We start from the raw sequence: 25,727 nt of genomic DNA on the forward strand, positions 1-25,727 counted from the left end.
GGTCAAAAAAAGTGAGTGAGCTTGATGGTTTTATCTTTGTCACGCCTGAATACAACAAAGCGGTCACAGCTGGACTGAAAGATGCAATTGATTACTTATATACTGAATGGAACAACAAGGCAGGTGGAATTGTCAGTTATGGTTCTTCTCTAGGTGTGACAGCAGCAAATAACTTACGTTTAATTTTATCTGTTCCGGCTGTTGCAACAGTTCGTACTCAACCTGGGCTAAGTCTTTTTACTGACTTTGAACATATGACAACCTTTAAGCCAGCCGCATTTCATGAGCAAACGGTTGATACGATGTTGTTTGAGGTCGTATCTTGGTCTACTGCTTTAAAAACCATTAGACATTAATGATCATGGATACTTAAATAGAAAAGAGGAAATAACTTGAAAAACAATGGCATGTTTTGTGATTTAGAAACTGGTGTATGCGGTGTAGGTGAAGAAGATATCCAGGTCATTGACTTTCACCAACCTAAAAAATCCATTAAGCTCTACTATGTAACAGATCCGATTTGTTCTCATTGCTGGGCAATTGAACCTGTCCTGCGTCGATTTAAAGAGCAATACGGACATTATTTTCATTTCCAGACTGTGCTGGGTGGACTGCTAGAGAAATGGCATGACGGTCCAATAGACCCCGCAAACGGAATTTATAAACCTGCTGATGTTGCGGGTCACTGGAGAGAGGTCGGAGAACATTCTCGCATGCCAATTGATGGGTCCTTAATGATTGACAATCCTGTTCAATCCTCCTACCCGTCCTCTCGCGTGTTCAAAGTGATTCAAAAACATCACGGTGATGAACAAGCCTATACGTTTTTACGTCGTGCAAGAGAAGCACTATTTGCATTTAATCAAAATATATCTGATATCACGGTTTTGATTGATATCGTCAACAACCTTAGACTGAACGGAGATGTTATTTTACATGAAGCGGAACTCCCTAGCGGACAAGACTTATTAAATCAAGATTTTGCTCTTGTTCGAGAACTCGGTGCAAGAGGGTTTCCTACCATCATCTTCGTCAATGAAGAAAATAAAGGAGTTAAAATCACGGGTGGTCGACCATTAGACGTCTATGTTGATGGATTAAAGCAAGCTTTAAACTCTGTAGAGCTTCAACCGAAGAAGCTCCCAGCTGTTTCTGCCTTACTCGAAAAAGAAAAACTTCTATTCTCTAAAGAGATTGAAGTGATGTACGATATTGACCAATCGGATGCGAGGTCTTTTATGGAGAAAGAATTTTCACAAGAATCGTTTCAAATGAAAGAAGTTCTAGGAGAACAGTATTTCACAACTTCAACATAAGGAGAATGGAGATGGCTTACGTATTACAAGTGGATTTTAAGATGAATGGCCCTTTCGGAGATGAATTGGCAAAAGAGTTTTCTGATTTAGCGAGAACTATTGATGAAGAGGACGGGTTCATATGGAAGATATGGACGGAGAACCCTGAGAAAAATGAGGCTGGCGGGATTTATTTATTCGAAACAAAAGAAGCAGCTGAAACATATCTCGATGTGCATTCTAAAAGAATCACTAGCTTTGGCATAACAGACATCAATGCGAAAATCTTTGACATAAACTCTGAGCTGACTCATATCACAAAAGGTCCATTAAAAACGCATAAAGATTGATACACGAAAAAAGAGCGGTTGTTTGCTGCTCTTTTTGCTTATGAATTAAATAAGATATTCACCTTTAAACTGACTCTTTAAAAGGCTGCTATCAGCAGCTTCTCCTATCTCACTTGTTGCTGGTTTTCTTGATTAAGTCTACACCATCATATGACAGGCTTTCCACAAGTACAGCCTTTTGCAGGATGTTATGATCAAAAAAGGTCTTCGTATAGTCCGTCACAAGATTACGCATCTCTAATGCATCCCTTGTGCCTCTAAGTTCCTCATCTACGCCGGTAAACACGATGTCACAGTAATCTAAATGTGCAGCACGATCAACGGAGAAATAATAGGTTTCCATGCTGTTGTTAGCGCCAATGATCGCATTCATATAATAATTCGGTTCAGAAAACAGCAGCAAAAAGGGTTTATTGAGGTCGCTGTCGAGAAGTCCGAATGCACCACTATCTAAGCCAACCCCGCAGACAAACCGGTCGTCATCCCGGCAAACAATAGCCGCTGTAGGCCCGCCATAAGAATGCCCGGCGATACCCATGCCCGTGTCGAGTAGCAGTCTGTCATGAAAGATGGACTTCCATTCTCCAGAGTCTAGTTTGTGAAGATAATCAGCTACGTACCTTACATCTTCTGCCTGTTGTTCACTATATCTTGTTAACTCGTTAATGATTGGCAAGGTAAGGATGTTATGGCACATCTCAATAGCCGTTTCATCGTCAGGGCGCATTTTCATCTTACTAGCCAGCGCCATCATCTCTGGATCTTCAGAAAACGCCATAATGACATCCGAAAAACCCTTTGATACATTCAACAGTTTCCCATCTTTCCGTTTATACATGGTGCTATCCTGATGACCGATACTGACGACAACATACCCTTGGCTTGCCATGTCTGTACAGATGGCTGTCCCCCATTCTGGTGAACCACCCCCGCCGCAAACATAGAATACCACTGGATAGCGCTCTTCCTTCTGAGAAAGAGCCAGGTCGTCGTAACAATGCGTTTTGATATCGATAGAGAAGAAGTTTATTTCCTTCAAATACTCAGTGACAAGCGGCTGGTCATGAATCATTTCGTAGACTTCAGGAAACATGTATGTGGATGGAGTCTTTCCTTTACTGCTATCAGATGGATAGTACATAAATGCGGTCAGTTCTCTTTTGGAGTGATCTGATGCCGTATACTCAAAATCCATCTGGATTCGGCCGGCTATATAGCTACCGATTGGTTCTGGGAATGTGTCATACCTTTTCATTCTTTTATGCCCCCTTCATCATGAAAATGGATATCTGTTCTTTGCTGGGTGAGTATCGTTTTGTGATATAATCTTGAGTCAAAGACAAGTGCTAAGAGAAATGAAATGAACTTGCTGAATGGACATCATAATGGTGAAAAGTTCTGAAGAAATGATAGGGTGATAGCGATGAGAAGACTTGAGTCTGGTATATCAATAGACAACGAATCATTTTCTGATATTGCCAGGTATGAAAACGAAACAATCAGCAAAACGACGATCATCAACTCAAATGTTCGTTCTCCTATTTTTTGGAGCTGTCACCTGGATCATCTTGTATTTGATACGTGTGATCTCACGAATGCAAGATTTTTTGCTGGTAGTACGATTGATCATTGTACTTTTAGTCGTTCAGACTTGCGTTCTGTGGGCATTGGCAAAAACGAAGCTGTCTTCACCAATTGCGTATTTTCTTCTTGCGATATGAGAGGAATGACATTGGAGAATGCTACGTTTATCGATTGCACTTTCTCTAAATGTAGATTCAATGACCGCGTATTACAGGCAGCAAATATCGTCAATTGTACCTTTGGTGGTAAGCTAATAGATATAACGTTTGAGGGAAATGGCAAACAAAAGCTGATCGCCGATTTTGAAAACTGTACCCTTGACGGTGTTCGTTTTACAGGCTGTGACCTGTCGGCATGTATTCCGCCAGCATCCAAAAACCATCTCTATATTGAAAAGGTATCTGCACGTGTGAAAAAGGCCTTGAAGATGATAGACGATGACCCTGCACTTTCTGACGATGAACGGAAAATACTGGTGCGCAGTCTACGCAAGCTTGAGCATATGGAACAATATATTTTTAACACGAAACATATGGAGAAAATATATGGGGCTGCTTTTGTTGAGCGATTTTTCAGTCATCTTGAATGCAGCAAGAATCACACTTAACGTTTGCTGCATCCCTCCTACTTTATCTTTATGTGGTATATCAGCTTCGAGTATATTTGAGCGGGATGAGTTCTTCGATTTTCACCTTGACCAGCTCCCCATCCATCTCAATGATGACAAAACATGCTGGTCCGAAGTCTGAAATGAGCTCTCGGCAGATGCCGCAAGGGCTTACTACCCTAATTCTTCTATCTTCTTCATCTGAATAAGGGTGTCTCACTGCAACAATTTTGTATCAAAATCCTTATATCCATTCGATAAAGCGCTGCCAATTGCAATGGCTTCTGCACAAACAGTTACCCGTCCGATATAGGCTTCTATATGGACAGCCGACATTATTTCTCCTGTTTTCATGCGGATTGCTGCCCATACATGGTGTTTATCATCTTCATAAAGACTGATAATCTTCTTTTTTGCTTCGTCTATTAATTCTAAATCTTCTTGTCATAGGTCAAAAGTTTTCATCGTGTTCTCCTTCTACTTCACTGCTCGTATTTATTATACCAAACATTAGGTGATGAACTGTTGCGTGAGATGAAATGAATGGGAACAAATACAGCTTATGTTTGCACATATCATCTTCTTCTTATCCTTTTTTATAGCGACGAATCATATAGTGGATGATTTTTGTGATGAGAGAGGTACACATGCATAGAAAGGTCATAGCGATGACCCAATACATATTCGACATATCAAACCCCGTATAGGCAAAGATAAAAATGGTTGAAGCTGCAAATGTGATCATTAGAACGATGTAGACCCGCTTAAAGATGATATAGCCTACAATCCCCCATATTAAAAATAACAAAGGCAATGTAAATAAGATCAGAGCCATAGGTTGAAGAAAAGAAATCATCATTATCCACTCTCCTTTACTAACCAGCCATTTGTTTCATCCCAATGATAAAGCGAACAATCATTATATTAATGGGAAAGATGCTCCTTGTAAACATAAATTGGAATTTAAGGAAAGTTTAATCTGTAGTGAATGGACATTGTGGATGTATTTCATGTTGAATTGAAAAAGGCTGCTTTCATAAAAGCAGCCCATTCACTAAACTTTCGACTATTTCAATCAAATCATTCTACATTTCTTAACGATTGATCACCTGAATGATTTTCTCCTGAGCATCTGCTTCAGGGATTGGCATGACAACAAATACATGAAGCATTTCGGGATAAACAAAGGTTTTTATGTCAATTCCTTGTTCTGTTAGTTTTTCATCGAGCTTTATGGCATCTGGATATAACATATCATGTGTTCCAATGAAATGAGTAATCTTCGCAAGTCCTTTGAAGTCACCGTAAATGGGACTGATCAATGGGTCAGTTACATGTTGATCAGCTGTCCAAATCTTTGCAATGGCTTCCATTCCTTCATAACCTAGAATCGGGTCCTTTTTTGCATATTCAAACATGAGAGGATTGCTTAAGCTCATGTCAACACATGCAGATAATAAAATAATATCCTTCGGCTGCGGCAGATCCTCCTTCTTTAAAAGGTGAGCCAGACCAAGTGAGATATTTCCACCAGCTGAATCTCCCATGATCGTCAATTGATTGGCACTTCCGGCAGTTTTCAGAAGGTCTTTATATAGGTTAAGTATTTTCGGATACGTATCCTGGTAGCTATAATGAGGCACTTTTGGGTAAATAGGAGCGACCACTTTCGCATCGAGTGATTGCGCCATTTTATCCATGAACCACCAATGGACATTCAACGGCTGATTTGTCCATGCGCCACCATGTAGATAGAGAATGACTTTTTGGTTTTGTGATGCTTGTTCGTTCAATGTGAAAACTTGCATGCCTTCGAATGTCTGCTCTTGTACCTCACTCATTAACTTCACATCATCCCCAATGGCATAAGGCTGCGTATTTTCAATTCCTTTTTGCTCAAGAAATTTTTTTGTTTGTTCGATACTAGAAAAACTCTCTTTATTACTTTGCGAAGCGAATAATGTTTCAAATTGAACACTTTCTTCAGAACGTTCACCATGATACATTTCTACACTCATTTTTTTCTCTCCTTTCACTCAATATGATGATTGATCATCCTCATTTGGTACACGAAATGATTCCAGGTAGACTTGTACTTTTTTTTCACGGGTCTTTAATAAGTTAGATAAAAGGTCTTGAATGAGACGAAGGCTTTTAATTTTCCTTTCAATTTCTTCATGTTTAAGATGGACAATTTTTCTTAGGGTATCAAGGTCTATGTCTTGACTTAGCATTTCCATAATTTCAGCTATTTCCTTTAATGAATAACCCAGTGTTTTCGCATCTTTGATCAATTGAATCTTCACAACATAGTCTTCTGTATAGAATCTGTAACCGTTTGAACGTCGTCTTGGAGCAGGCAATATGTTGTGCTCTTCATAGTAACGAATTGCGGCAGGACTTACTCCTGTTTTTTTGGCAAGTTCTCCTCTAGTCATCAACTCCATCGTTACTCCTTTGTCATTATTTAGTCTTACTATATGTACATTATAAAGGTTGAACTATACTTCAAGGTCAAGGTGAAACATTTATTAGCCAGCTTTTGCTTTCAGATTAGTAGAGAGAAGATATTCCTTGTGCTTGCTATGACATGATTTGGGTTTCTTTTCGGTGAACAAATAAAACACCATCGCACCCGGCAAATAAAGTCGGGCGCAATGATGCTTTTCATCATTCAATCTGGATTATGATAAATCTTCTCCATTTGTTGCAATCACATTTTTGTACCAGTAGAAGGAATCCTTTTTGTAACGATTCAATGTACCATTCCCTCTATCGTCTTGATCCACATAGATCAAACCATAGCGTTTACTCATTTGAGAAGTTCCGCAGCTAATTAAGTCGATGCATCCCCAAGGCGTATACCCCATTAAGTCGACACCTTCTTTGACTGCTTCTTTCATCTGTTCAATATGTTTTTTCAAATAATCAATTCGATAATCATCGTGTATTTTTCTGTCTTGTGTCAATGTATCTCTTGCGCCAAGTCCATTTTCACAAACAAACAAAGGCTTTTGGTATCTGTCATACAGCTTGATTAATGAAATAACTAGAATCATTTTACGGTATAACATTTTTAATGTTGCTGTAAGGTTCGGATTAATACAAGTTAAGGTTGAGGTTGTACAATGGGTTTATAGGAATTGAGGGATGAGTCAAATGGTCCCCTCTTCTAAATCAATCATAGAGGTGAAAAGGTTTGAGAGAAAATAAAATTTTGTCTTCATTATGTTACTTCAGTATCTTTTTTGCACCGTTTCTGTTTCCGATTATCGTCTATTTCTTAGGAAAGGACGAAGTGAAAGAGCATGCGAAAAAATCACTATGGACACATATTATTCCTTATTTGATTTTCGGAATTGGTATTGCCGGTTCAGGTTTACTTGGCATGAACGATATCAGTCATGCTGGTCCGTTCTTAATTGCAACGTATGCTGTGACATTCCTTGTCGCGATCTACTTCTTCATTTGGAACATTGTGAAAGGCATTAAAGTGTTTTCAGAATAATAGATGAAAAAAACGGTTCTGTGATTGAGCAGAACCGTTTTTTGTATGTCCGTTCAAGCGGGTAATTGGATATCAATCGTTGTTCCTTCCCCTAACATACTTTGTATCGTAATATCTCCGCCGTGTTTTTGGATGATATCTTTTGCAATCGCCATTCCAAGACCAGAGCCTGCATGGGTCCCTCCTGTATTCGTCCCTCTATAGTAGCGGTCAAACACTTTTTCTAGCTCTGCCTCTTCAATTCCTTTGCCGTTGTCTTGAATTTTGATGTGGGTATGTTCTTTTTGTTCAAGCTGTACAATGATGTTCACATCAGCATCATTGTGAACAAGGGCATTTAAAATGAGATTGGTGACCGCTCTTCGTATGAGGATCGTATCAATATTCAGCATAAGCTTGTCTACATTCGTTTGCAGCTCAATGCTTTGATCTGCATATCTCGAATCGTTGAGGATATCAATTAACGTTTCTCGCAGCAACGGCACAATGTTCACCAGCTCTTTATGCAGCATCACATCGTTATTTTTCAGCCTTGTTGTTAAATTGAGATCCTCCATGACATCTTTAATGTACAGTGATTTATTCTCTATGATGCTGGCATAATGTTTGATGTCTTGATCTGAAAGAGGATAATTTGGATCTTTCATGATTTCTGCATAGCCTTGAATAGAGGATAATGGTGTTTTAATATCATGAGAAATATGACTGATCCACTCTTCCCGCATTTGCTCTAATTTGTCTTTTTCTTTTTGGCTTGAAGCGAGCTGCTCTGATAAGTGATTAACATTATAGAAAACATCTTTATATATCCCCTTAGTTGGCAGCTTCGTCGTATAATCTCCATTTGCGAGCCGCTGGATGCCATGAATAGCACGGCCGAGCGGTTTTGTGAGCTGCCGGCTGAATAAGTACCCAATGAGTAAGGCAATGATGGCATCTATTGATAATAAAATCATCGTCCCGATATTAAATCTTGATATTAAGTCTTTCGTATCGAACGAAAATAAATATTTTCCGATGGAAGGGTCCTTAAATCCGATAAAGTAGCTGTATTCCTTGCCCTTTCCTTTTTTTCCCCCGGCATAAATAGTCGATAGCAATTGCTTATCCTTATATTTATGTAAATTTACGATTTCTATAGGTGTATATTTACTCTTTATGCCTTTAGGTGCTTGTGCATGATAAACGTCTTGTCCATTTTCATCTAATATTTGAATCCATGCATTTTGTTGTTTTAAGGCTTGCTGTCCTTCTTTGCTCACGGTGATATCTTGATCGGATAAGGTGATGTATTGTTCAAATGTTCTTGTGAAGGTTTCCGGCGTATTTTCTTCGTTTTGCTGGCTGCTTGCTTGTAGTACAAGCCAAATCATGAATCCAAATAAGTTAATAAAGACCGTGATAATGGTCACGATAATGACAGAGACCATATATCTGCCTGTTAATCGCCATTTCATCTTTACGCATCCTTTACAACAAATTTATAGCCAAGCCCTTTAACCGTCACGAGAAATTCTGGTGTAGATGGGGAATCTTCTATTTTCTCCCGAAGTCTTCGTATATGAACCATCACTGTATTATCAGAACCGAAGAAATCCTCTCCCCAAACCGTTTGATAAAGCGTTTCTTTACTGATCACGCGATTCGGATGCTGCAAGAAATAGGTCATCAACATAAGTTCTTTCGGAGTGAGCTCAATCGCCGCTCCGTTTTTTGTCAGTTCGGCTTGCTGCTCGTTTAACTCAAATGGCCCTTTTTTGATGACGGGATCAGCTTGAGAAGGCTGCAAGTATGATGACCGTCTTAGCTGAGCTTTTACCCGGTAGGCGACTTCTTTTGGACTGAACGGTTTTGTAATGTAATCATCGCCGCCAATGGCAAGTCCTACAATTTTGTCTGATTCCTCTCCCTTTGCTGATAAGAAGATAATCGGAACATGTGAGACGTCTCTGATTTGTTTGCAAATATCGTAGCCTTCACCGTCTGGCAGCATAATATCCAGTATGACGAGATCGGGTTGTTCTTGATGAAATTGCATAAGCCCATCACGGGCAGTTGAAGCTGTTATCACCCGATCAATGCCTTCCCTTGTTAATACTGTATGGATTAATTCCAAGATTTCTTTTTCGTCATCTATAATCAATACTTTGCTTTGAAGCTTTGGCATTATGATCACTCTCCTGAAGTCATTGCTATTATTATACCCAAAGTGTAGACGTCGTGAAAAATCAACTTTCTATTTACACAGAAAAAAGCCAATTTTCTTTTTTAATGAGAAAATTGGCTTTTGTGTTTTTTAGCGTTTGATCACAAATGTTGTCACACTTTGAGCAGGGAGGTGTGCCCAAAATTGATTTCCTGATATGTTTAAGTCAGTTCCAGGCTGAAGGTTACTGTTGCTACTCGTGATCCATCTTGAAGCTTGCGAAGCAGTTCCGTTTTGCATAACAAAGTGTTGATTGACTCCTGTATTGTTTTTGTTAATCGCGACAATGACGACCTGATTGTTTCCTTTATAGGCTGAGACGAAAACATTTGGTTCAGGGCTTTTCGTTGCATCAATTCTGACGTACCCTGGACGCACAAACTTGGAGAAATGCGCCATGTTGTATCCGCGCTTGCTAATCATTCCATCTTCTTTCATAGGACCGTATGATCTCCGGATGTACCACCATACATACGCCTGAAAGTCCCCTTCCACCATTGAATGGTGAATATGCTCTGATACCCCTAATGCCTCAGGCCAGCGGTCCGCTGAATTGTTATCACTATTCGGGTAGTAGACCTCTGTCATCCACAGCTCTTTTCCCCCTCCTTTTTGTTTGAAAAGAGGATACGGAAGCTGGCTGATTTGGGTTCCGTACAGATGGGCACCGAGAATGTCCATATTTCTAAGCGCCTGTGGATCGTTTAAGATAGGATCTGAGATATTCTTAAGGTATTGAAAGGATTCTGGTGCAATCACACGTGCATTAATGGAGCCAGCATTTTCTCTCATGAATCGCAGGATTTCCTGAGGTGTCCACCATGTCCATTCATGTGCATAATCAGGCTCGTTTTGTACAGAAATGGCATAGAGGTTGACGCCATTATTTTTCATGTATGTCACGAAATCATTCAAATGCTGAGCATATGCGGCGTATTGATTGTATCTCAACCGCTTTGCAGACGCACCATTACGATTGAAAGTCTCTACCATATGGCTTGGAGGATTCCAAGGCGAAGCAATCACGAAAGCACCGTGCTCTATCGCTCTTTTAGCGGTGGCGACTTCTCTGTGCCAATTATTTCTGTTCTCGTCTACATAAATCCGTAAAATGGAGAATCCTAACTGATTCTGCCCATTGCCAAAGGCGGTTTCCCTTTGAGGGCCGGTCAAATCACCAATCCAAGCCGGGTGGTTCATCCCGCCAAAGCCGCGGATCACTTGTCTTTCCGCGTTGACATTAATATTCGCATCACTTGCCGCTGACACCTCAGTTACGCCGGGTCCTATGAACATGACAGACAACATAGTGAAGCAGACCAATAAAGTGCAAATTGGTTTTTTGATTATGGACATCAAATTTCCCCACTCTCCCATCAACCATTAATCGATGCCGTAGCATCAGATTTTGTTTACCTTTGAGTAAACTGCCAGGAATCAAATTGGAATAGATTGGCACCATTTCCTTTGAAGACAAAAAATACGTTGTGTACTCCCGTTGCCCCGTTTACAGCTGTTTCTATTTCTCGCCAGTTTCCGCCTGTGGAAGGGACATTGAGTGTTCCGGCAATTCTGCCGTCTGGACTGCCAAGACGTACTTCAATTTGTCCGCCTGAAGCGGCTGCTACATTGGCTTTAAAGGTTCTGGCACCTCTCGATCCGAAATCGACATTACTGACAGCCACCCAATCGCCGTTTTGAATGTTTGTGACATGCTGGTTATTGACTGGCCCACCAGGTGCTGAGGAGGCCTCTGTTAAAATGCGTCCATTCCAAGCGAATGTTTCAGCTTCTACCCGTTGATAAGGATTTAGATTGGAAAGCTGTTTAACGCCTTCAAAATTGGCTGCGACCTCTCGAAGGGAGCCGTCAGCATTATGCACAAGCTTATTAATGTGGGGAGATCTGTAGCCTTTCCCTGCTCCGTATAAGGCAGAGCTCACCGTTTGCGTGTGATACACGACATACCACTCGTTTTTAAAATTGAACACAGCATGATGGTTGTTACCGCCGCCACCGAAAAATGCACCTGGATTTTTCAAGAAGTGTCCTTTATACGTAAAGGGACCCATAGGACTTGAGCTCGTCATATAACCGATCTCGCCTGGTGGTTTATCTGCTGGGTGGGAGCCGCCAAAATTGATGCAATAGGAATAGTAATAGGTACCGTTATACTTATGCATCCCTGAATCTTCGAACATAAAAGGAGCATCAATGGTTGATGCACTGCCGACCACACTTGTCATGTCAGGCCCTAGCTTCAGGACTCTTGCTGTTTTAGGGTTGGCCCATTGTCCCTGCGTTGGATTTGAACCGCCTGGAACGCCTCCGCCGGCATATAGATAACCGGTCCCGTCATCATCTACAAATACGGCTGGATCAAACAGCCATACAACACCGGACATCCCTGGTGTATTTGGCGTGACGAGCGCTTTTCCGATAGGATCTTTCCAAGGACCAATCGGGCTGTCCGCTGTCAAGACGCCAATCCCTCCGCCGCTGTTAGCAAAATAAAGGAAAAATTTATCCTTCCCATTGATTTTTTTCACCGCAGCGGCTGGAGCCCAAGAAGCGCCTGCCCATTTGGCAATTCCTTTTCCGCCATTGGCTCCATTTGCGCCAGCTACTGGAATCGCTCCGTGATCTGTCCAGTTCACCATATCCGCCGAAGAGATGACAAAAACCCTATTCAAATTTGCAAAAGAATTGTCCTTAATCGTTCCATTACTGTGATATTCATAGTCATCACTCGACATATAAATGTACACCCTGCCGTTATAGGTGAGCGCAAACGGATCTGCTCCCAGGTGATGATCTATGAGCGGATTTGCATTTCCTACTCGTTTTGCAATGGGGGTACTTGCTGCACTCGCATCATATACTGGTATACAGCTTAGTACCAAAGCTAGAATCAAAAAACCTACACCGCACTTCATCCTCTTTCTCATCGTGTCATTTTCCTCCTGTTTTCATCTTCCTAATCTTGGGGTTTACGCCCAATTTCAAATTATGTTGATAGACGCTGATGAAGAATGAATACAAAGGATGATTTCTTGGGGGATCGCTGCTAACACAACTATGTAAACCCTTACTTTTTGACTAGGAGACAACAAAAAAACGCAGTTCCCCTTTTGGAACTGCACTTTCTTAGCTTATTCATGACTGTTGATCACATATAACGAGCGGTTACCATTTTCTTTCTTGTGTAAAACTCCACTCCGTCTGTTCCATTGGCGTGCAAATCCCCGTAGAAAGAATCCTTCCAGCCGGAAAACGGGAAAAATGCCATTGGTGCGGGAACACCGATATTGACGCCGAGCATCCCTGCGTCGATGTTTTCGCGAAATTCTCTAATGCTTGATGCACTGTCTGTGTACAGGCAGGCACCGTTCGCAAATTTTGATTGATTGGACAGGTCGATTGCTTCTGTTAGTGAAGGGACACGAACAATTGATAAGACTGGGGCGAAAATCTCGTCCTGCCAAATTTTCATTTGATTTGTAACATGGTCAAAGATCGTTGGTCCAACGAAATACCCTTTTTCGTTTGTTTCGTGATCTTTCCTGCCATCTCGAATGAGACTTGCGCCTTCTTCAATCCCTGACTGAATGTATTGAAGCGTTCGCTCCTTATGTTCCTCTCGAATGACTGGACCAAGAAAGACCTCTTCATTTATTCCGTTTCCAATGACGAGCTCGTTCGATTCATCAACTAATTTTTGAATGAGCTCATCTGCCACTTCTTCTTCCACAGCGACAACGGCCGCGGCCATGCAGCGCTCTCCTGCTGATCCAAAGGCAGCACCAATGATTTGTTTCGTTGCCGCGTCTAAATCTGCATCTTTGAGGACAATGGAGTGATTTTTTGCTCCTGCAAGTGCTTGGACACGTTTGCCATGCTCTGTGCCTTTTTTATAGACGTATTCTGCAACTGGCTGAGAGCCGACAAATGAAATGGCTTTGACCTTTTGGTGTTCAAGCAGACCGTTGACGACATCGTGAGCCCCATTGACAATGTTGAGAACACCTTTTGGAAGACCTGCTTCTTCAAATAGCTCGGCTAAACGTGCGGCAAGAATCGGCGTGCGCTCTGAAGGTTTTAAAACAAACGTATTTCCGCAGGCAATGGCAAGTGGGAACATCCAGCAAGGGACCATCATCGGAAAGTTAAATGGAGTAATCCCTCCAATGACGCCAATTGGATAGCGGTACATGCCAGATTCGAGTCCAGATGCGATATCTGGTAATTGTTTTCCCATCATTAAGGTTGGTGCACCAGCGGCAAATTCGACACATTCAATCCCGCGCTGCACTTCTCCTTTTGCTTCTGTTATGCTCTTTCCATTTTCAATCGTTACGAGTTCAGCCAGCTCATCCCATTTTTCAACGAGTAACTGCTGATATTTAAATAAAATGCGTGCACGGCGGGGAACGGGTGTTTTCGACCAAGTGGTAAATGCTTCTTGTGCTGCCTGTACCGCACGTTCGACATCTTTTTTTGTTGAAAGCGGCACTTCTGCGATGATCTCGCCAGTAGCTGGGTTATATACTGCCTCTGTTTGACTAGTTTCTGCCTCAATCCATTGTCCGCCAATATAATTTTTCAACATTTGTACATCTGTTTTGGTCATGTTCCCTCTCTCCTTTTTATGAAAAAATGTGTCATGCTTATAGGATGTGTTTGGTTGTCATTGTCTCATCTAACGGGCGTCCATCTGTATACACTCTTTGTCAAATATTATTGTCGTTTTGGTTTACGTTGTGATAAAAGCTTGCTCTAACGTGTGAAAGGTTGCCGCCCATCCATTTGTTTATGAGAAATAATTCCGGAATGTGATTCATTCATGGTGTATTTTTGATTAACTTTTGGTTAACTTTAGAAAAATCATAATATTAAAAACGCTTTCAGTCAATCCTCTTTTTTGCAGCATAAAAAAACCTGATGCGCGTTGCATCAGGTAGAGTCTGGTTTATTTCTGTAAGTTGGTTGATGCGGCATATTGATTCGGTTCTGAAAAATGTGGGAGCATTTCACCATGTGCTTCAATGAGTTCATCGCATAATTTGATGATGTCATCAATCGATAGTTCAGCGCTTGTGTGTGGATCTAGTAATGCCGCTTGATAAATGTGTTCTTTTTTGCCGCTGATTGCTGCTTCGATTGTCATGAGCTGTGAGCTGATATTGGTCCGGTTGAGTCCAGCCAATTGTTCAGGGATCTCTCCGACATAGCATGGCATGATACCGCTCCTATCTGCAACACACGGCACTTCGACACACGCTTTTTCAGGCAGGTTGTGAATGAGGCCTCCTGTATTCAGCACATTCCCGGCAAATTTAAAGGGAACGTTCGTTTCGATCGCTTCAATGATACGAGAACCATATTCTTTTGAGCGAGTATGTGTGATCTGTGTATTGCCCACAAGGTCATGCTTCATGGTATTCCAGTTGTTGATTTGTTCCTCGCAGCGTCTCGGGTATTCATCAAGCGGAATGTTAAATTGACCGATCAGTTCTGGATAGCGTGATTTAATGAAATAAGGATGATATTCGGCATTATGTTCTGAGGATTCTGTGACATAGTAGCCGAATTTATCCATCAGCTCAAAACGTACCATATCATGATGCCGTGATTTCTGCTTTTCTTTCGCTCTTCTTTTGATGTCAGGGTACAAATCTTTTCCGTCCCGTTTCACTTCTAATAACCACGCCATGTGATTGATGCCAGCAATTTTTTCTTCAATGCCTTCATGATCCATTTCAAGTGATTCAAATAGATCCTTTGTACATACCTGCACACTATGACAAAGACCCACCGTTTGAACCGGTGTATAGCGCAGCATCGCACCTGTCAGTGTGGCCATTGGATTTGTGTAATTTAACAATAAAGCATTTGGGCAAACCTCTTCCATCTCCTTTGCAAAATCAAGCATCACAGGAAATGTTCGAAGGAAGCGGAAGATCCCGCCGATGCCAACCGTATCCGCAATCGTTTGTCTTAACCCATATTTTTTCGGAATCTCAAAATCAATCACCGTGCTTGGCCGGTAGCCTCCAACCTGGATAGCATTGATCACATATTTCGCATCCTTTAAGGCTTCTTTTCGGTTGTGATAGGACGTAATGGTCACATGTGCACCGTAGTTCTCTTTTAAATGGCGGAGCATCGTTTCGGATTCTTTCAGCCGGTTGTGGTCGATATCATATAAAGCGAATTCAAAACCGCTTAGTGCAGGGACGAACAAACAATCTCCTAATATATTTTTAGCAAACACGGTACTCCCTGCACCGATAAATGTAATTTTAGACATAGACGACTCTCCTTTTCGCATCCATATTGAACTACCCTTTGACAGAGCCTTGTGAAAGCCCTGCGATAAAATATTTTTGCAACAGTAAAAACATCGTCACCATTGGCAGCATTGCAATGAGCGCAGCAGCACCAACGAGCTGAAGCTGATGTTGATTTTGACCAAAAAAATGGGATAGGGCGACTGTGAGTGTATGCATCTCTTTATCTTGTAAAAAGAAGATGGCAAATTGATAGTCATTCCAAATATACACACAGGCAATGATTAAAACAGAAGCGGTAATGGGTTTCAGAAGCGGAAAAACGACGGTGAAAAAAACTCTAAGTGTCCCAGCTCCATCAATACGGGCTGCTTCTTCAAGCTCCTTTGGAATGGTTGACCGGATAAAGCCTGCGTATAAGAAAATCGTTAGCGGCAAAAAAGCAGCGACATTATTTAAAATAGCGATTTGATAGGTGTTCATCATCCCAATTTGAACGACCAATTTATAGAGCGGGACAAGGGCTGTGAGTGGTGGAATGACCATAATGGCGATGAATAAAACATAAACTGTTTTATTTAGCTTTGTGCTTCTTCTTGCGAGCGGATAGGCTGCAAGAGAGCCAAGAAAGATGAGGCATACAGCAGAGCTGAACGTAATGATCACGGTATTCAAAAAGGATTGGCCAAGCTGAGCCTCTGTCCATGCCGTGCGAAAGTTTTCAAGATGAAGCGCTTTTGGAAATAGCCATTTTGAACTGAAATCTCCTATCCCCTTTAATGATGTCGTTACCAAGATATAAAATGGAATGAGATGAAGCAATGTCACCAAAAGGGCGAGGAAGGTGTACCATCTCTTCTTCCGTTTAAAGGCATTTTCCATCACACCTCGGTCTCCTTTCGTTTGAAATACATCAACGCTGCGACACTAATGACAAGGATGATGACCGCCATGAAGACCCCTTGAGTTGCTGCATAGCCTGCATCCTGACGTTTGAAATACAGATCATACATAAAGGTCGACATCGATTGTGAGGAATCTCCCGGTCCGCCGCCAGTGAGCGCCACAATGACATCAAAGAGCTTGAGCCCGCCAATGACATTCAGCACAACATTAATGGTGATAGACGGTATAAGGAGCGGCAATGTGATTCGCCTGAATTGCTGGAGGCTGGATGCACCGTCTAATTGTGCCGCTTCATAATAATCCTTAGGAATACTTTGCAGTCCTGCTAAATAAATGATCATCGCAATCCCGACGAATTGATAGGTGTTGACGAGCACAATGATCCATGTGTTTAATTGGGGATTGCCAAGCGCATTCATTTGATCAAATCCAAAAAGCGTCACCACATCGTTTAAGGCACCGCCTTGGTAAGTAAACACGAAATACCAAATATAGCCCATCGCAATCGGACTAATCATGACAGGTAAATAGATGACTGTTCTTGTGATCGCTCTCATCTTTAAGCTTTGATTTAATAAAAGAGCATATCCAAGTCCGATGATATTTTGTAAGATTGTGCTACCGATTCCGTATAGAAGCGTATTTTTAACAACAAGCCATGTGGTTGGGTCCTGAAGCAGACGCCTATATTGATCAAGCCCAATCCATTCATAAGTTTGTGAGAACCCATTCCAATTCGTAAAAGATAGCTGAATTCCGTTCAAAAAAGGATAAATGATAAAGGTACTGACAATGAGAACAGCTGGCAAGTACATCCACCAAAGGGATGAATTTTGGCTTTTTTTCATTTTCTGCTTTGGTAAAGAGGTGAATGCGGCTGGCTGCTGTGCTTTTGTGATGTCATTCATTGGATTCACTCCTGTTTCAGCATGAGCCTGCTATTGTTTTTTCAGACGCTTATATTCCTCTTCCATCTTCTTCGATAATTGTTCTGGTGTGATGGAGCCTGCTAATAATTCTTGACTCGTTGTTGACATGACAGCCCACATGCCGCTTGGTAAGTATTTTCGATCGAAATACGGTTCAACCTTCACCTCTTCGTATTGATCGTAAAACATAGAGTAATAGTTTTTCGCTTTAACTTGCTTTAAGGCTGCTTCAGAGGAGGTGCCTTCTGCGATTTTTTTCGCATTTTCAGGCTTTGCGAGAAAATCGATGAATTGTTTTGCTTCTTTTAGATGTTTGGAGTCCTTCCATGCAGCGACCGTAAACCGTTCTCCTCCAATCCAGCTTTGCTTATCTCCTTCATGAATGGCAGGAACAGGCATCGTGCCTACTTTGATCGATGGATTGAGTTCTGTCGCCTCAGGTCCTAAAGACCCTCCGACAAAGGTGAAAGCTATTTTGTTTTGTGCCATCAGTTCAGGTGCTTGAGATAGTTTTGCTGTGAGGACATCTTTGTTTAAAAGATCTTGATCCTTCAGATCCTTCATGAACTGTGCAAGCGGTGTATAGAGAGACCAATCAAATGATCCGTTTTCAAGGTCTTTTCCGTATCGATGGTTTGGACTGGTGATCAATAAAGGTGTGGCGAGTTCATCAAAAACTTGGGCGATATTTGAGTTGTCTCCTCCTGGTATCCAGAGCGGCACAACCTCTCCTTTGCTCTTTTCCTTAACTGTCAGCAAAGCCGATTTGAATTCATCAAGTGTTCTAGGAACCTCAATGTCATAGTCCTTTAATAGATTGGCATTAAAGCTAAGCCCGTCTTTTGCTTGATTCAGCGGATACGCGTATACTTTTCCATCTTGGTCCTTTAAAATTTGATCGAGTGAAGGATCAAGCTGTTTCACCCAATCCATTTCTTTTAGATCAGCGACATACTCGCTGTAGCGCAGTTTGGCCCAGCCGTGTGTGTCAAACAGATCCGGCATATCATTTGCCCCCATTTTGACACGGATCGTATCTTCATAGCTGTTGCCTGGGAAGTTGGCATCGATTCGAAGATGTGGATGCTCTTTTTCAAACTTACGAATCACTTCTTCAAACGCTTTTCTTTCCCCGCTGTTGCTCATCGTCGAAAAGAGAGTTAGGGTGACCTTTCCGTTTGCTTCGGACGTTCCGCTATTGCTACAAGCAGACAAAAGAATGGTCAAGATAAAGGCCGCAGTGAGTAGCATGATTTTTTTATTCATGGTTTCCTCCTTTTAATCACTGAAAATTCAGACGATAATCGGTAGAATTCATGCAGTTGCGGAAACAAAAGAAGTCCATTATACTGGAATTCTATTCTTTTCAAAGAGATAAGAGAGCATACCGGTAGGCTGCCTTGTTCTTCGCATGATCTGGCCATCATGCGAAGCAGCTTGCTTTCTGCTTTTTTGTCTCTTTTTTGTTTGCTAAAAACGCGGTTCACCCCCTTTCATGGATGAGGCATGTGCTGCCTCTTTCGATGAGTTTTGTTGGCATGACAACTTTTAGAGGAAGCTTTCTGCCGTTTATTCTCTCAAGCAAAAGCTTCAAACCGACTTCCCCCATTTCTTCTGTATATACTTTGACGGTTGTAAGCGGCGGGCTTGAAAATGAAGCAGCTTCAATGTCATTAAACCCAACAATAGATACATCTGAAGGAACACTTAGACCGGCTTCGTTGAGCGCGCGCATTGCACCGATCGCCATTGAATCACTTCCGATAAAAAAGGCTTGTGGCAGGTTTCCTTTTTTAATGGCCTTCTGCATGAGCGTATAGCCTTCTTGCATGGAGTATTCTCCAATATGGATGTCATCCAGATGAAGACTACCTGCCTCTTGCATTCTTTTCATAAACGTCGTTTGTCTTTCGTCCTCAATCACAGCATTACCTTCGAAATAATGCTCTCGCTCCTTTCCGCCAAGATAACCTAGATGTGTATAGCCAAGCGATTGCAGATGGCGAATCGCTCGATCTGCCGCTCTGACAAAATCGACATGTACACAATCATATAAATCCTCATCCGCATAATGATTGATAAAAACAATGTGTTCCATTCGATTTGTCATTTTTTCCACCGTATCAGGGCTAATTCGTCCAATGACGATCAAACCGTCAATATCCTTTAGCATCGCCCCTTTATCCATGCTTCTCAGGCGAAAGGTATGGAGGGTGGAGAGCCCTTGTTTGGCATATTCTTTTTCAATTCCTTTTCGAATCGATGAAAAAAAGGGGTCATTTAATTCTTCGTCAATGGATTGAGCGACAACGATACCGATGACTGGGGATTCAGATGGGCTTTTTTCCTCTGCTTGATCGGCTTTTCTTGCTCTCACTGGGGTATAGTTTAACTTCTTTGCAATGTCGAGGATGTTTTGTCTTGTTGCGTGCGAAACGGCAAGGGTTTGATCGCCATTTAACACACGGGATACAGTAGAAACGGACACTTTTGCATCATGAGCAATATCTTTGAGTGTGGTCATAGGCAAACTCCTCTTGGTTTTTGACTAAATATTTACTAAAGGTATTTGAAGGATAACATGTTGATAAAGCGCTTTCAAGTGTGAATTCGTGATTTTTTATTTTGTTTTTGAGTATGTTTTGGTTAGATGTGAGGTTTTAGTAAAGTTGCGTAAAAAAGAGGATGGGTTTCATCCTCTTTTACTAACGTGATTCAATTGAGTCTGTTTCTTTTGAAAACAATTGCTTCATTGTCTCCCAAGCTGTATCAAGTTGATGGTGAAGTCCAAATAAACCTGAGTTGCCGATAATATAGATCTCGTTTCCAGCCTCAGCAAGCAGCCGGAACGTGCTCTCATTACAAGAGCCGTCTACTTCAATTGAAAACGTGTAGCCTCCCTTCTCTTTTACATCTTTCACCTGTTTCATTTTCTGAAGCATTTCTTTAATAAAAGGCTGCCCTGCAAAGCCTGGATCAATCGTCATGATCGTCACTCGGTCTATTAAATGTATATAGGTATCTAACACTGCAATTGGTGTGGCGGGGTTTAAGACAAAGCCGACCTCGCATTTTCTTTGATGGATATGCCGAATGATTCTAAAGACGTCTCTTTGCACGACCTCTGGGTGTAAGCAGATCATGCTTGCGCCTGCATCAATGCAGGCATCGATTAAAAATTCTTGGGGGTATTCTGCCATAAGATGCACATCAATTGGTCTATCTGTCAGTTTTCGAAGCTGTTCTATGAAAAAGGGTGATAAGGTGATATTTTTCACGTAATGACCATCCATGACGTCGACATGATATCGATCTGCTCTTGTGTTGAGAATATGAATATGTTCGCGGAAATGCGTTAAATCCATGCACATCAGTGAAGGTGAAAAAATGGCTGTCATTCCCAGGTTCCTCCTTTTTACAGTTGAAATAAAAGCTTGATCAATCCAATCAAGATTCCGATGATACCAAAGTCTGTATCTCCAAAAGTTGTCCCTTCAAAACCAAGGGTTCCTAACACAGGTAATAAACAAGCAGGTAAAAAAGAAAGAAGCAACCCATTCGCAAATGCCCCAGCGACAGCCCCTCTCACGCCTCCTGTTGCATTGCCATACACTCCTGCTGTAGCGCCGCAAAAAAAGTGAGGGACAAGACCAGGAACAATGACAGTTAAACCAAACAAAGGTAAAAGAAAAATGGATACGATGCCTCCTGCAAAGCTGCATAAAAAACCGATAATGACTGCATTTGGAGCAAATGGAAAAACGGTTGGTGCGTCAAGTGCCGGTTTTGCCCCTTTCACAAAACGATCGGCAATCCCTTTGAAAGCAGGCACGATTTCACCGATTGCCATCCGCACCCCGGCTAAAATAATGTACACACCAGCAGCAAAGGTTATAGCCTGAATGAGAATGAAGACAGCGAAGTTCGTGCCCCCACTCATTTGTTCTATAAAGGGAATCCCAGCAAATGGTGCAATCGCAAAGAACAGCAAAGCCATCGTGATTGAAATGGCCACAGATGTATCTCGTAGAAAGCCGAGTGATTTAGGCACTTGAATGGTTTCTGTTGATCTCTCCGGACGACCGATCCATTTTCCGATCATTCCCGCTGTAAAATAACCGAAAGTACTGAAGTGTCCAAGCGCGAGATCATCGCTTCCAGTGACTTTCCTTGTGAATGGCTGAAGAATAGCGGGTGCAATGACCATAGCTGTCCCTAATATAATCGAACCGGTGGTGACAAGAAACGCTCCTTGCATTCCAGCTGTCGAGAGAACGACTGCGAGCATTGCAGCCATATACAAGGTATGGTGTCCTGTTAAAAAGACGTATTTAAAGGGCGTGAATTTTGCCAATAATAAATTGACCAGCATGCCAAAAATCATTATGAGAGCCGTCTGTGTCCCGAATTCCTTTTGAGCAATGGCCGCCATGGCATCTGTATTTGGGACAACCCCTTGAATGTGAAATGCTACTTCAAACATTTTTCGAAAAACTCCAAGTGAATCAGATACGACTGTGGCGCCCGCTCCTAATATTAAAAAACCCATCGTTGTTTTCAAGGTGCCTGACACGGTATCTGCGGCTGATTTTTTCTGCAAAAGTAAACCGGCCAGTGCAAACAACCCGATGAGAATGGCTGGTGTGCCCAATATATCGTTCATGATCAGTTCTATCATGATGTGAATCCCCCTTTTTCGTGGCTTAAATGTGTTTACGAAGGACGTCTTTAATGGCTTTCTGGTCTAACAAGTTATTTAACCCAGCGACCTTTCTTGTGCCGTCATCCAGCTGATCGATAATGTCTGTTGCTCCGATATATAGATCAGCCAGTTCATTTTTACTTGTGCTGAGATCGGTATGGTCCACTTCAGCTACAAGTCCTAACTCTTCTAATGCTTTTTTGACATTCATTTCTACGATAAAGCTACTTCCTAATCCGTTTCCGCACACAACAAGAATTTTTTTCATTCTCTTTTTCCTCCTTTATCGTTGTGAAAATTGATCAATTAGTTTTTGCACCGATGCTAATTCATTTGCTTCAACCAGTTGTTCCCTCCGTTTTTCATCACTTAAAAGCATGGTCAGTTGTTTGAGTGCTTTCAAGTGGGTCATACTGTCAATGGCTGCTAGCACGATGATGAGACGAACCTGTTTTTTTTCATCCTTAGAGAAAAAGACGGGCCGTTCGAATGACATGAGTGACATGCTTAATTCGTTCACGCCGTCCTCTGGTCTAGCATGTGGAATGGCTACTTGTGGTGCAATCACAATATAAGGTCCATTTTGATCAACGGACTGAATCATGGCCTCCACATAACCTTTCTGAATGGCATTTTGATCGAGTAAAGGCTGCGCTGCTTTTGTGATGGCCTCTTGCCACGTTTCTGCTGTTTGCTGGAGTTGAATGGTTTTTTCTGTTAATAAATCGTTTAACACTGGTTTCCACCCTTTCTGATGGGATACATATGCGGGATGAAGTAGCTCTTTAAGATCACGAAGCAGTGCTTTTTCATTTTGTACGATAGTATGCTGTTGAATGATGTTGAATAAAGCGTTCACATTTTTCTCATCAAACCTGGTTACTTCACCTTCTCCATATTGAAGTAAGGTTTTTTTCTCATAGGCAGTAAGGATGGGATGAACGAGATGAACGGGCTTTCCTTTAAACGAAATAGGTGTTGTTGACACAACAAAGTCGACATCAATGGATGACATTTCTTCATATGATCGCTTTGATAATAGATCACGAACTTCGATGTAACCGATTAATTCGATAAGCTGTGTTTTTAGCATATGACTTGTGCCAATTCCTTCGCCGCAAACAATGTATACAGAACGCCGCACAATTGGCGAAATTCCTTCTCTTCTCATCCAACCACCAAAATGCATCGCCACGTAAGCAATTTCATGATCACTTATCTTTGAGCAGGTCGCCTTTTCTAAATGGCATACGACCTTTTGAGTGATGTCAAACACTTCTGGCTGTGTTTTTTTAATAGATTCTGTTAATTCATTGCTGATATCAATGTGATAGATGAGTCTGTAATAGGCTGGGATGAGATGCATGGTTAAGTTTTGCTCCAAGGCTTCGTACTCTTGAAAGGAGATACAAGCATACCGCTGAAAATCAAAAATCATTTGTCTGGCAATGGTGCGAATGAGATGCTCTTCTGGCTTTTGACTTGATGGAAGCTTTTGTTTCTTGGCGCTGAGCCATAGAGTGCTAAGAAAATAGATTTCATCATCATGAACTTGAAGGCCGGTTTCTCTTTGAATTCGTGCCATGAAACGAATAGCCGCCAAACATTCATCTGTTTCCTGCAATGTACGCTTTTCTTCGTTTGAAAGGTGTACAGCACGCCCTAGCTTCATCCGCTTAAAGTAGAAAAAGAGATCTAAAGACAGCTGATCCAGCATGTCATCTGCAAACTCGAGCTTAAGCTCTTGTTCTGACTGCTCGAGGAGATGCTTTAACCTGTTATATGAAATTGGCCCCTTTAACCAAAAAGATGGAAACGCTTTTTCATTTTTTATCATGGTGCGAATGGAATGAATATAAGGTTTCAGCGCCAATCGAATCGCTCTTTCTTTTCCTGAAATCAAATAGCCGCAGGCTGCCTGATAGTGAAGCGTGAGCAGCTGCTTTGAAAGTGCTTCTTTTAGCTGTTTCATATCTTCAAGCAATGTATTTCTGCTCACTTTGGTGAGCTTCATAAAATCATCTATTTTTAGATATTTCTCATTGCATGCAATGGATAAGAGCAGGATCGCCCTTCTTTCCTTTACACATGGTTCATAATCGTGACCGACAAGAATGGTGTCAGCTTTTTGAATAATGACTTCTTTTTCATGTGTGTGTAAGTAGTAGCCAAGTTGATCTTTTCGCTGAACGCCACTAAGCTCATGAGTTTTCAGCCAGCTATTCATTCGTTTGATTTCAGAGTAGACGGTTCGAGTAGAGACATTCAGTCGATTCTGTAAATCTTCAATTGATAGATAAGAGGTTGTGTGAAGCAGCATCGATAATAAAGTCGTGCCCCTTTTGGTTAAGTGCAGTTCGAATTCCTCCCTTCTTCCCTTTGGTTATAAGTCTAATCAACTCACATGCATCAAAGAAGCCCAAATGTCTTCAGCAAATGCTGTGCAGCTTTTTGGGTGTTCTTTTGCTATAAGAAAAAGCACACCCGCTTGAGTGTGCTTTGAGACTTGTATAAAAAGGCTAAATTTATCCTTTGGTCTTCTTTTATGTAATAGAAAACCTTTGTAATGAGGTTAGGTTGTGAAAAATTTTGAGTACCTTTTATTACTTCATTTTCACTTCTTCTTTTCATTTTCTCTATTATTTTATTAAGCCACTGTAGCGGGTTTAATGAGATCTCTGGAAAATAGATTTCTACATTATTAACGATAAAGCATTCTTTTTCCTGTAAATTTAAAGTACTATTCAAAAATCCTGACAATCCTTTATAGTAGACAGCAGACATTCTTCGCTAGCTAAATGAATAAACTCATTTAACGCTTCTTCTTGTGAATGAATATCCTGATGAAATGTCCCACCTAAAAAATCTTCTAACTCCTCTAAATAACTGTAGCTCTCATTCATTGAATCATCTCTACAATGTATTATAATTAAAATCACCAATTATATTAGACAAGTGAAACCTTGATTCCATTAGTGGTGATGGTTATTCTATTTATTGTTAACTCAGTTGCCACAATAGAAACTCGACTTTTTCTATTAATTCGCCTTTTTGATTCGTTTCAAATGATGTGACTGGATTTTCCCAATTAAAGTCTTCTACTACATCCAAACCATAAACCCCTTCCGGATCAGCTTCCGGATACCATCCAACATCTAGCAGTATATTTTTCTTACTATTCTTGATTTGCAATAAATCTTCTGTGAAATTTAGCCATTTATCATGTTCATCTTTATTGAGTAATGCCGGATCTAACTCTGTTAAAGAATTGTAACTAATTTCCCAGCCTGAAGGTATTCTAAGTGGCTGAAGTTTATATTTAGGAAGTTCTTTCTCAATTTTCATTTTAA

At 41.3% G+C, this 25,727-nt stretch carries 24 protein-coding genes and 3 pseudogenes; 5 read left to right on the forward strand and 22 right to left on the reverse strand.

Going from position 1 to position 25,727, the window contains the following annotated elements; all coding sequences use genetic code 11:
* Positions 1-11 precede the first annotated feature (11 nt).
* The 3 genes from MKY83_RS09395 to MKY83_RS09405 are packed head-to-tail and all read left to right on the forward strand — an operon-like array spanning position 12 to position 1,645.
* Positions 12-356 carry an NADPH-dependent FMN reductase gene (locus MKY83_RS09395; RefSeq protein ID WP_342488597.1) on the forward strand — a complete coding sequence of 115 codons (345 nt, stop codon included), beginning with the start codon at positions 12-14 and terminating at the stop codon, positions 354-356.
* A 36-nt stretch (positions 357-392) separates the two neighbouring features.
* On the forward strand, positions 393-1,316 hold the full coding sequence (locus MKY83_RS09400; RefSeq protein ID WP_217012475.1) for a DsbA family protein: 924 nt from the start codon (positions 393-395) through the stop codon (positions 1,314-1,316).
* Positions 1,317-1,327: 11 nt separating this feature from the next.
* Positions 1,328-1,645: a monooxygenase gene (locus MKY83_RS09405; protein WP_217012474.1), complete on the forward strand. Its 318-nt coding sequence runs from the start codon at positions 1,328-1,330 to the stop codon at positions 1,643-1,645.
* Positions 1,646-1,754: 109 nt separating this feature from the next.
* Here the strand turns inward: MKY83_RS09405 and MKY83_RS09410 are convergent, their stop codons facing one another.
* Positions 1,755-2,900 (reverse strand): choline esterase, encoded by a 1,146-nt coding sequence (locus MKY83_RS09410; protein ID WP_044141370.1) that lies wholly within the window; start codon positions 2,898-2,900, stop codon positions 1,755-1,757.
* 168 nt (positions 2,901-3,068) lie between these two features.
* On the opposite strand from MKY83_RS09410, the gene MKY83_RS09415 reads away from it, so the two are divergent.
* Positions 3,069-3,836, forward strand: a complete 768-nt coding sequence (locus tag MKY83_RS09415) for a pentapeptide repeat-containing protein (protein WP_113767736.1) — start codon at positions 3,069-3,071, stop codon at positions 3,834-3,836.
* 40 nt (positions 3,837-3,876) lie between these two features.
* Here MKY83_RS09415 and MKY83_RS09420 read toward each other — a convergent pair.
* From MKY83_RS09420 to MKY83_RS09440, 5 genes and pseudogenes are all read right to left on the reverse strand, one after another.
* A pseudogene (locus tag MKY83_RS09420) lies at positions 3,877-4,190 on the reverse strand (cytidine deaminase).
* A gap of 232 nt (positions 4,191-4,422) precedes the next feature.
* Positions 4,423-4,695, reverse strand: a complete 273-nt coding sequence (locus MKY83_RS09425; RefSeq protein WP_044141368.1) for a DUF2651 family protein — start codon at positions 4,693-4,695, stop codon at positions 4,423-4,425.
* Positions 4,696-4,930: 235 nt separating this feature from the next.
* Positions 4,931-5,854 carry an alpha/beta hydrolase gene (locus MKY83_RS09430; RefSeq protein ID WP_340911015.1) on the reverse strand — a complete coding sequence of 308 codons (924 nt, stop codon included), beginning with the start codon at positions 5,852-5,854 and terminating at the stop codon, positions 4,931-4,933.
* 18 nt (positions 5,855-5,872) lie between these two features.
* Positions 5,873-6,283, reverse strand: a complete 411-nt coding sequence (locus MKY83_RS09435; RefSeq protein ID WP_185108804.1) for a MerR family transcriptional regulator — start codon at positions 6,281-6,283, stop codon at positions 5,873-5,875.
* A gap of 237 nt (positions 6,284-6,520) precedes the next feature.
* Positions 6,521-6,883: pseudogene (locus MKY83_RS09440) on the reverse strand (family 1 glycosylhydrolase); the annotation flags it as partial.
* A 152-nt stretch (positions 6,884-7,035) separates the two neighbouring features.
* On the opposite strand from MKY83_RS09440, the gene MKY83_RS09445 reads away from it, so the two are divergent.
* The gene (locus tag MKY83_RS09445) at positions 7,036-7,344 is read left to right on the forward strand and encodes a DUF4870 domain-containing protein (RefSeq protein WP_044141364.1); all 309 of its coding nucleotides are present in this window, start codon (positions 7,036-7,038) and stop codon (positions 7,342-7,344) included.
* 53 nt (positions 7,345-7,397) lie between these two features.
* Here the strand turns inward: MKY83_RS09445 and MKY83_RS09450 are convergent, their stop codons facing one another.
* The 16 genes and pseudogenes from MKY83_RS09450 to MKY83_RS09525 all read right to left on the reverse strand — a co-directional run bounded on the left by MKY83_RS09450 (position 7,398) and on the right by MKY83_RS09525 (position 25,722).
* Positions 7,398-8,801, reverse strand: a complete 1,404-nt coding sequence (locus MKY83_RS09450) for a HAMP domain-containing sensor histidine kinase (protein ID WP_342488599.1) — start codon at positions 8,799-8,801, stop codon at positions 7,398-7,400.
* A 2-nt stretch (positions 8,802-8,803) separates the two neighbouring features.
* The gene (locus tag MKY83_RS09455) at positions 8,804-9,511 is read right to left on the reverse strand and encodes a response regulator transcription factor (RefSeq protein ID WP_044141362.1); all 708 of its coding nucleotides are present in this window, start codon (positions 9,509-9,511) and stop codon (positions 8,804-8,806) included.
* A gap of 129 nt (positions 9,512-9,640) precedes the next feature.
* Positions 9,641-10,909, reverse strand: coding sequence for a glucuronoxylanase (locus tag MKY83_RS09460; RefSeq protein WP_065097394.1), 1,269 nt, complete (start codon positions 10,907-10,909; stop codon positions 9,641-9,643).
* A 53-nt stretch (positions 10,910-10,962) separates the two neighbouring features.
* Complete coding sequence (locus MKY83_RS09465; RefSeq protein WP_189318738.1) at positions 10,963-12,486, reverse strand: glycoside hydrolase family 43 protein; 1,524 nt, start codon at positions 12,484-12,486, stop codon at positions 10,963-10,965.
* Between the two features lie 233 nt (positions 12,487-12,719).
* The gene (locus tag MKY83_RS09470; protein WP_065097396.1) at positions 12,720-14,180 is read right to left on the reverse strand and encodes a CoA-acylating methylmalonate-semialdehyde dehydrogenase; all 1,461 of its coding nucleotides are present in this window, start codon (positions 14,178-14,180) and stop codon (positions 12,720-12,722) included.
* A 339-nt stretch (positions 14,181-14,519) separates the two neighbouring features.
* Positions 14,520-15,860: an alpha-glucosidase/alpha-galactosidase gene (locus MKY83_RS09475; RefSeq protein ID WP_065097397.1), complete on the reverse strand. Its 1,341-nt coding sequence runs from the start codon at positions 15,858-15,860 to the stop codon at positions 14,520-14,522.
* A gap of 31 nt (positions 15,861-15,891) precedes the next feature.
* Complete coding sequence (locus MKY83_RS09480; RefSeq protein WP_065097398.1) at positions 15,892-16,722, reverse strand: carbohydrate ABC transporter permease; 831 nt, start codon at positions 16,720-16,722, stop codon at positions 15,892-15,894.
* Complete coding sequence (locus MKY83_RS09485) at positions 16,722-17,654, reverse strand: sugar ABC transporter permease (RefSeq protein WP_065097399.1); 933 nt, start codon at positions 17,652-17,654, stop codon at positions 16,722-16,724. Before MKY83_RS09485 ends, MKY83_RS09480 begins: the two co-directional genes overlap by 1 nt.
* Before the next feature lie 30 nt (positions 17,655-17,684).
* A complete protein-coding gene (locus tag MKY83_RS09490; protein WP_065097400.1) occupies positions 17,685-18,941 on the reverse strand; it encodes an ABC transporter substrate-binding protein in 1,257 nt (418 codons plus the stop codon).
* 217 nt (positions 18,942-19,158) lie between these two features.
* Positions 19,159-20,199 (reverse strand): LacI family DNA-binding transcriptional regulator, encoded by a 1,041-nt coding sequence (locus MKY83_RS09495; RefSeq protein WP_065097402.1) that lies wholly within the window; start codon positions 20,197-20,199, stop codon positions 19,159-19,161.
* Between the two features lie 181 nt (positions 20,200-20,380).
* Positions 20,381-21,073 (reverse strand): D-allulose 6-phosphate 3-epimerase, encoded by a 693-nt coding sequence (gene alsE / locus MKY83_RS09500; protein ID WP_265209085.1) that lies wholly within the window; start codon positions 21,071-21,073, stop codon positions 20,381-20,383.
* Between the two features lie 17 nt (positions 21,074-21,090).
* Positions 21,091-22,353, reverse strand: a complete 1,263-nt coding sequence (locus MKY83_RS09505; RefSeq protein ID WP_113767747.1) for a PTS ascorbate transporter subunit IIC — start codon at positions 22,351-22,353, stop codon at positions 21,091-21,093.
* A gap of 25 nt (positions 22,354-22,378) precedes the next feature.
* A complete protein-coding gene (locus tag MKY83_RS09510) occupies positions 22,379-22,645 on the reverse strand; it encodes a PTS sugar transporter subunit IIB (RefSeq protein ID WP_065097405.1) in 267 nt (88 codons plus the stop codon).
* Positions 22,646-22,660: 15 nt separating this feature from the next.
* Complete coding sequence (locus MKY83_RS09515; protein WP_302053125.1) at positions 22,661-24,733, reverse strand: BglG family transcription antiterminator; 2,073 nt, start codon at positions 24,731-24,733, stop codon at positions 22,661-22,663.
* Between the two features lie 269 nt (positions 24,734-25,002).
* Positions 25,003-25,280 (reverse strand): annotated as a pseudogene (locus MKY83_RS09520) (contact-dependent growth inhibition system immunity protein); the annotation flags it as partial.
* A gap of 97 nt (positions 25,281-25,377) precedes the next feature.
* Positions 25,378-25,722, reverse strand: a complete 345-nt coding sequence (locus tag MKY83_RS09525; RefSeq protein WP_003212179.1) for a hypothetical protein — start codon at positions 25,720-25,722, stop codon at positions 25,378-25,380.
* Positions 25,723-25,727: the final 5 nt, after the last annotated feature.

Origin of the sequence: Bacillus sp. FSL M8-0266, assembly GCF_038613425.1 — a bacterium.
GTDB lineage: Bacteria > Bacillota > Bacilli > Bacillales > Bacillaceae > Bacillus > Bacillus pumilus.

Bases quoted from the DNA above. Each gene is read 5' to 3' on its own strand.
- MKY83_RS09455 (WP_044141362.1), bottom strand. From the start codon at position 9,511: ATGCCAAAGCTTCAAAGCAAAGTATTGATTATAGATGACGAAAAAGAA.
- MKY83_RS09435 (WP_185108804.1), bottom strand. From the start codon at position 6,283: ATGGAGTTGATGACTAGAGGAGAACTTGCCAAAAAAACAGGAGTAAGT.
- MKY83_RS09485 (WP_065097399.1), bottom strand. From the start codon at position 17,654: ATGAATGACATCACAAAAGCACAGCAGCCAGCCGCATTCACCTCTTTA.
- MKY83_RS09525 (WP_003212179.1), bottom strand. From the start codon at position 25,722: ATGAAAATTGAGAAAGAACTTCCTAAATATAAACTTCAGCCACTTAGA.
- MKY83_RS09415 (WP_113767736.1), top strand. From the start codon at position 3,069: ATGAGAAGACTTGAGTCTGGTATATCAATAGACAACGAATCATTTTCT.
- MKY83_RS09450 (WP_342488599.1), bottom strand. From the start codon at position 8,801: ATGAAATGGCGATTAACAGGCAGATATATGGTCTCTGTCATTATCGTG.
- MKY83_RS09510 (WP_065097405.1), bottom strand. From the start codon at position 22,645: ATGAAAAAAATTCTTGTTGTGTGCGGAAACGGATTAGGAAGTAGCTTT.
- MKY83_RS09490 (WP_065097400.1), bottom strand. From the start codon at position 18,941: ATGAATAAAAAAATCATGCTACTCACTGCGGCCTTTATCTTGACCATT.
- MKY83_RS09495 (WP_065097402.1), bottom strand. From the start codon at position 20,199: ATGACCACACTCAAAGATATTGCTCATGATGCAAAAGTGTCCGTTTCT.
- MKY83_RS09425 (WP_044141368.1), bottom strand. From the start codon at position 4,695: ATGATGATTTCTTTTCTTCAACCTATGGCTCTGATCTTATTTACATTG.
- MKY83_RS09470 (WP_065097396.1), bottom strand. From the start codon at position 14,180: ATGACCAAAACAGATGTACAAATGTTGAAAAATTATATTGGCGGACAA.
- MKY83_RS09465 (WP_189318738.1), bottom strand. From the start codon at position 12,486: ATGAAGTGCGGTGTAGGTTTTTTGATTCTAGCTTTGGTACTAAGCTGT.
- alsE (WP_265209085.1), bottom strand. From the start codon at position 21,073: ATGACAGCCATTTTTTCACCTTCACTGATGTGCATGGATTTAACGCAT.
- MKY83_RS09475 (WP_065097397.1), bottom strand. From the start codon at position 15,860: ATGTCTAAAATTACATTTATCGGTGCAGGGAGTACCGTGTTTGCTAAA.
- MKY83_RS09480 (WP_065097398.1), bottom strand. From the start codon at position 16,722: ATGGAAAATGCCTTTAAACGGAAGAAGAGATGGTACACCTTCCTCGCC.
- MKY83_RS09505 (WP_113767747.1), bottom strand. From the start codon at position 22,353: ATGATAGAACTGATCATGAACGATATATTGGGCACACCAGCCATTCTC.
- MKY83_RS09410 (WP_044141370.1), bottom strand. From the start codon at position 2,900: ATGAAAAGGTATGACACATTCCCAGAACCAATCGGTAGCTATATAGCC.
- MKY83_RS09405 (WP_217012474.1), top strand. From the start codon at position 1,328: ATGGCTTACGTATTACAAGTGGATTTTAAGATGAATGGCCCTTTCGGA.
- MKY83_RS09430 (WP_340911015.1), bottom strand. From the start codon at position 5,854: ATGAGTGTAGAAATGTATCATGGTGAACGTTCTGAAGAAAGTGTTCAA.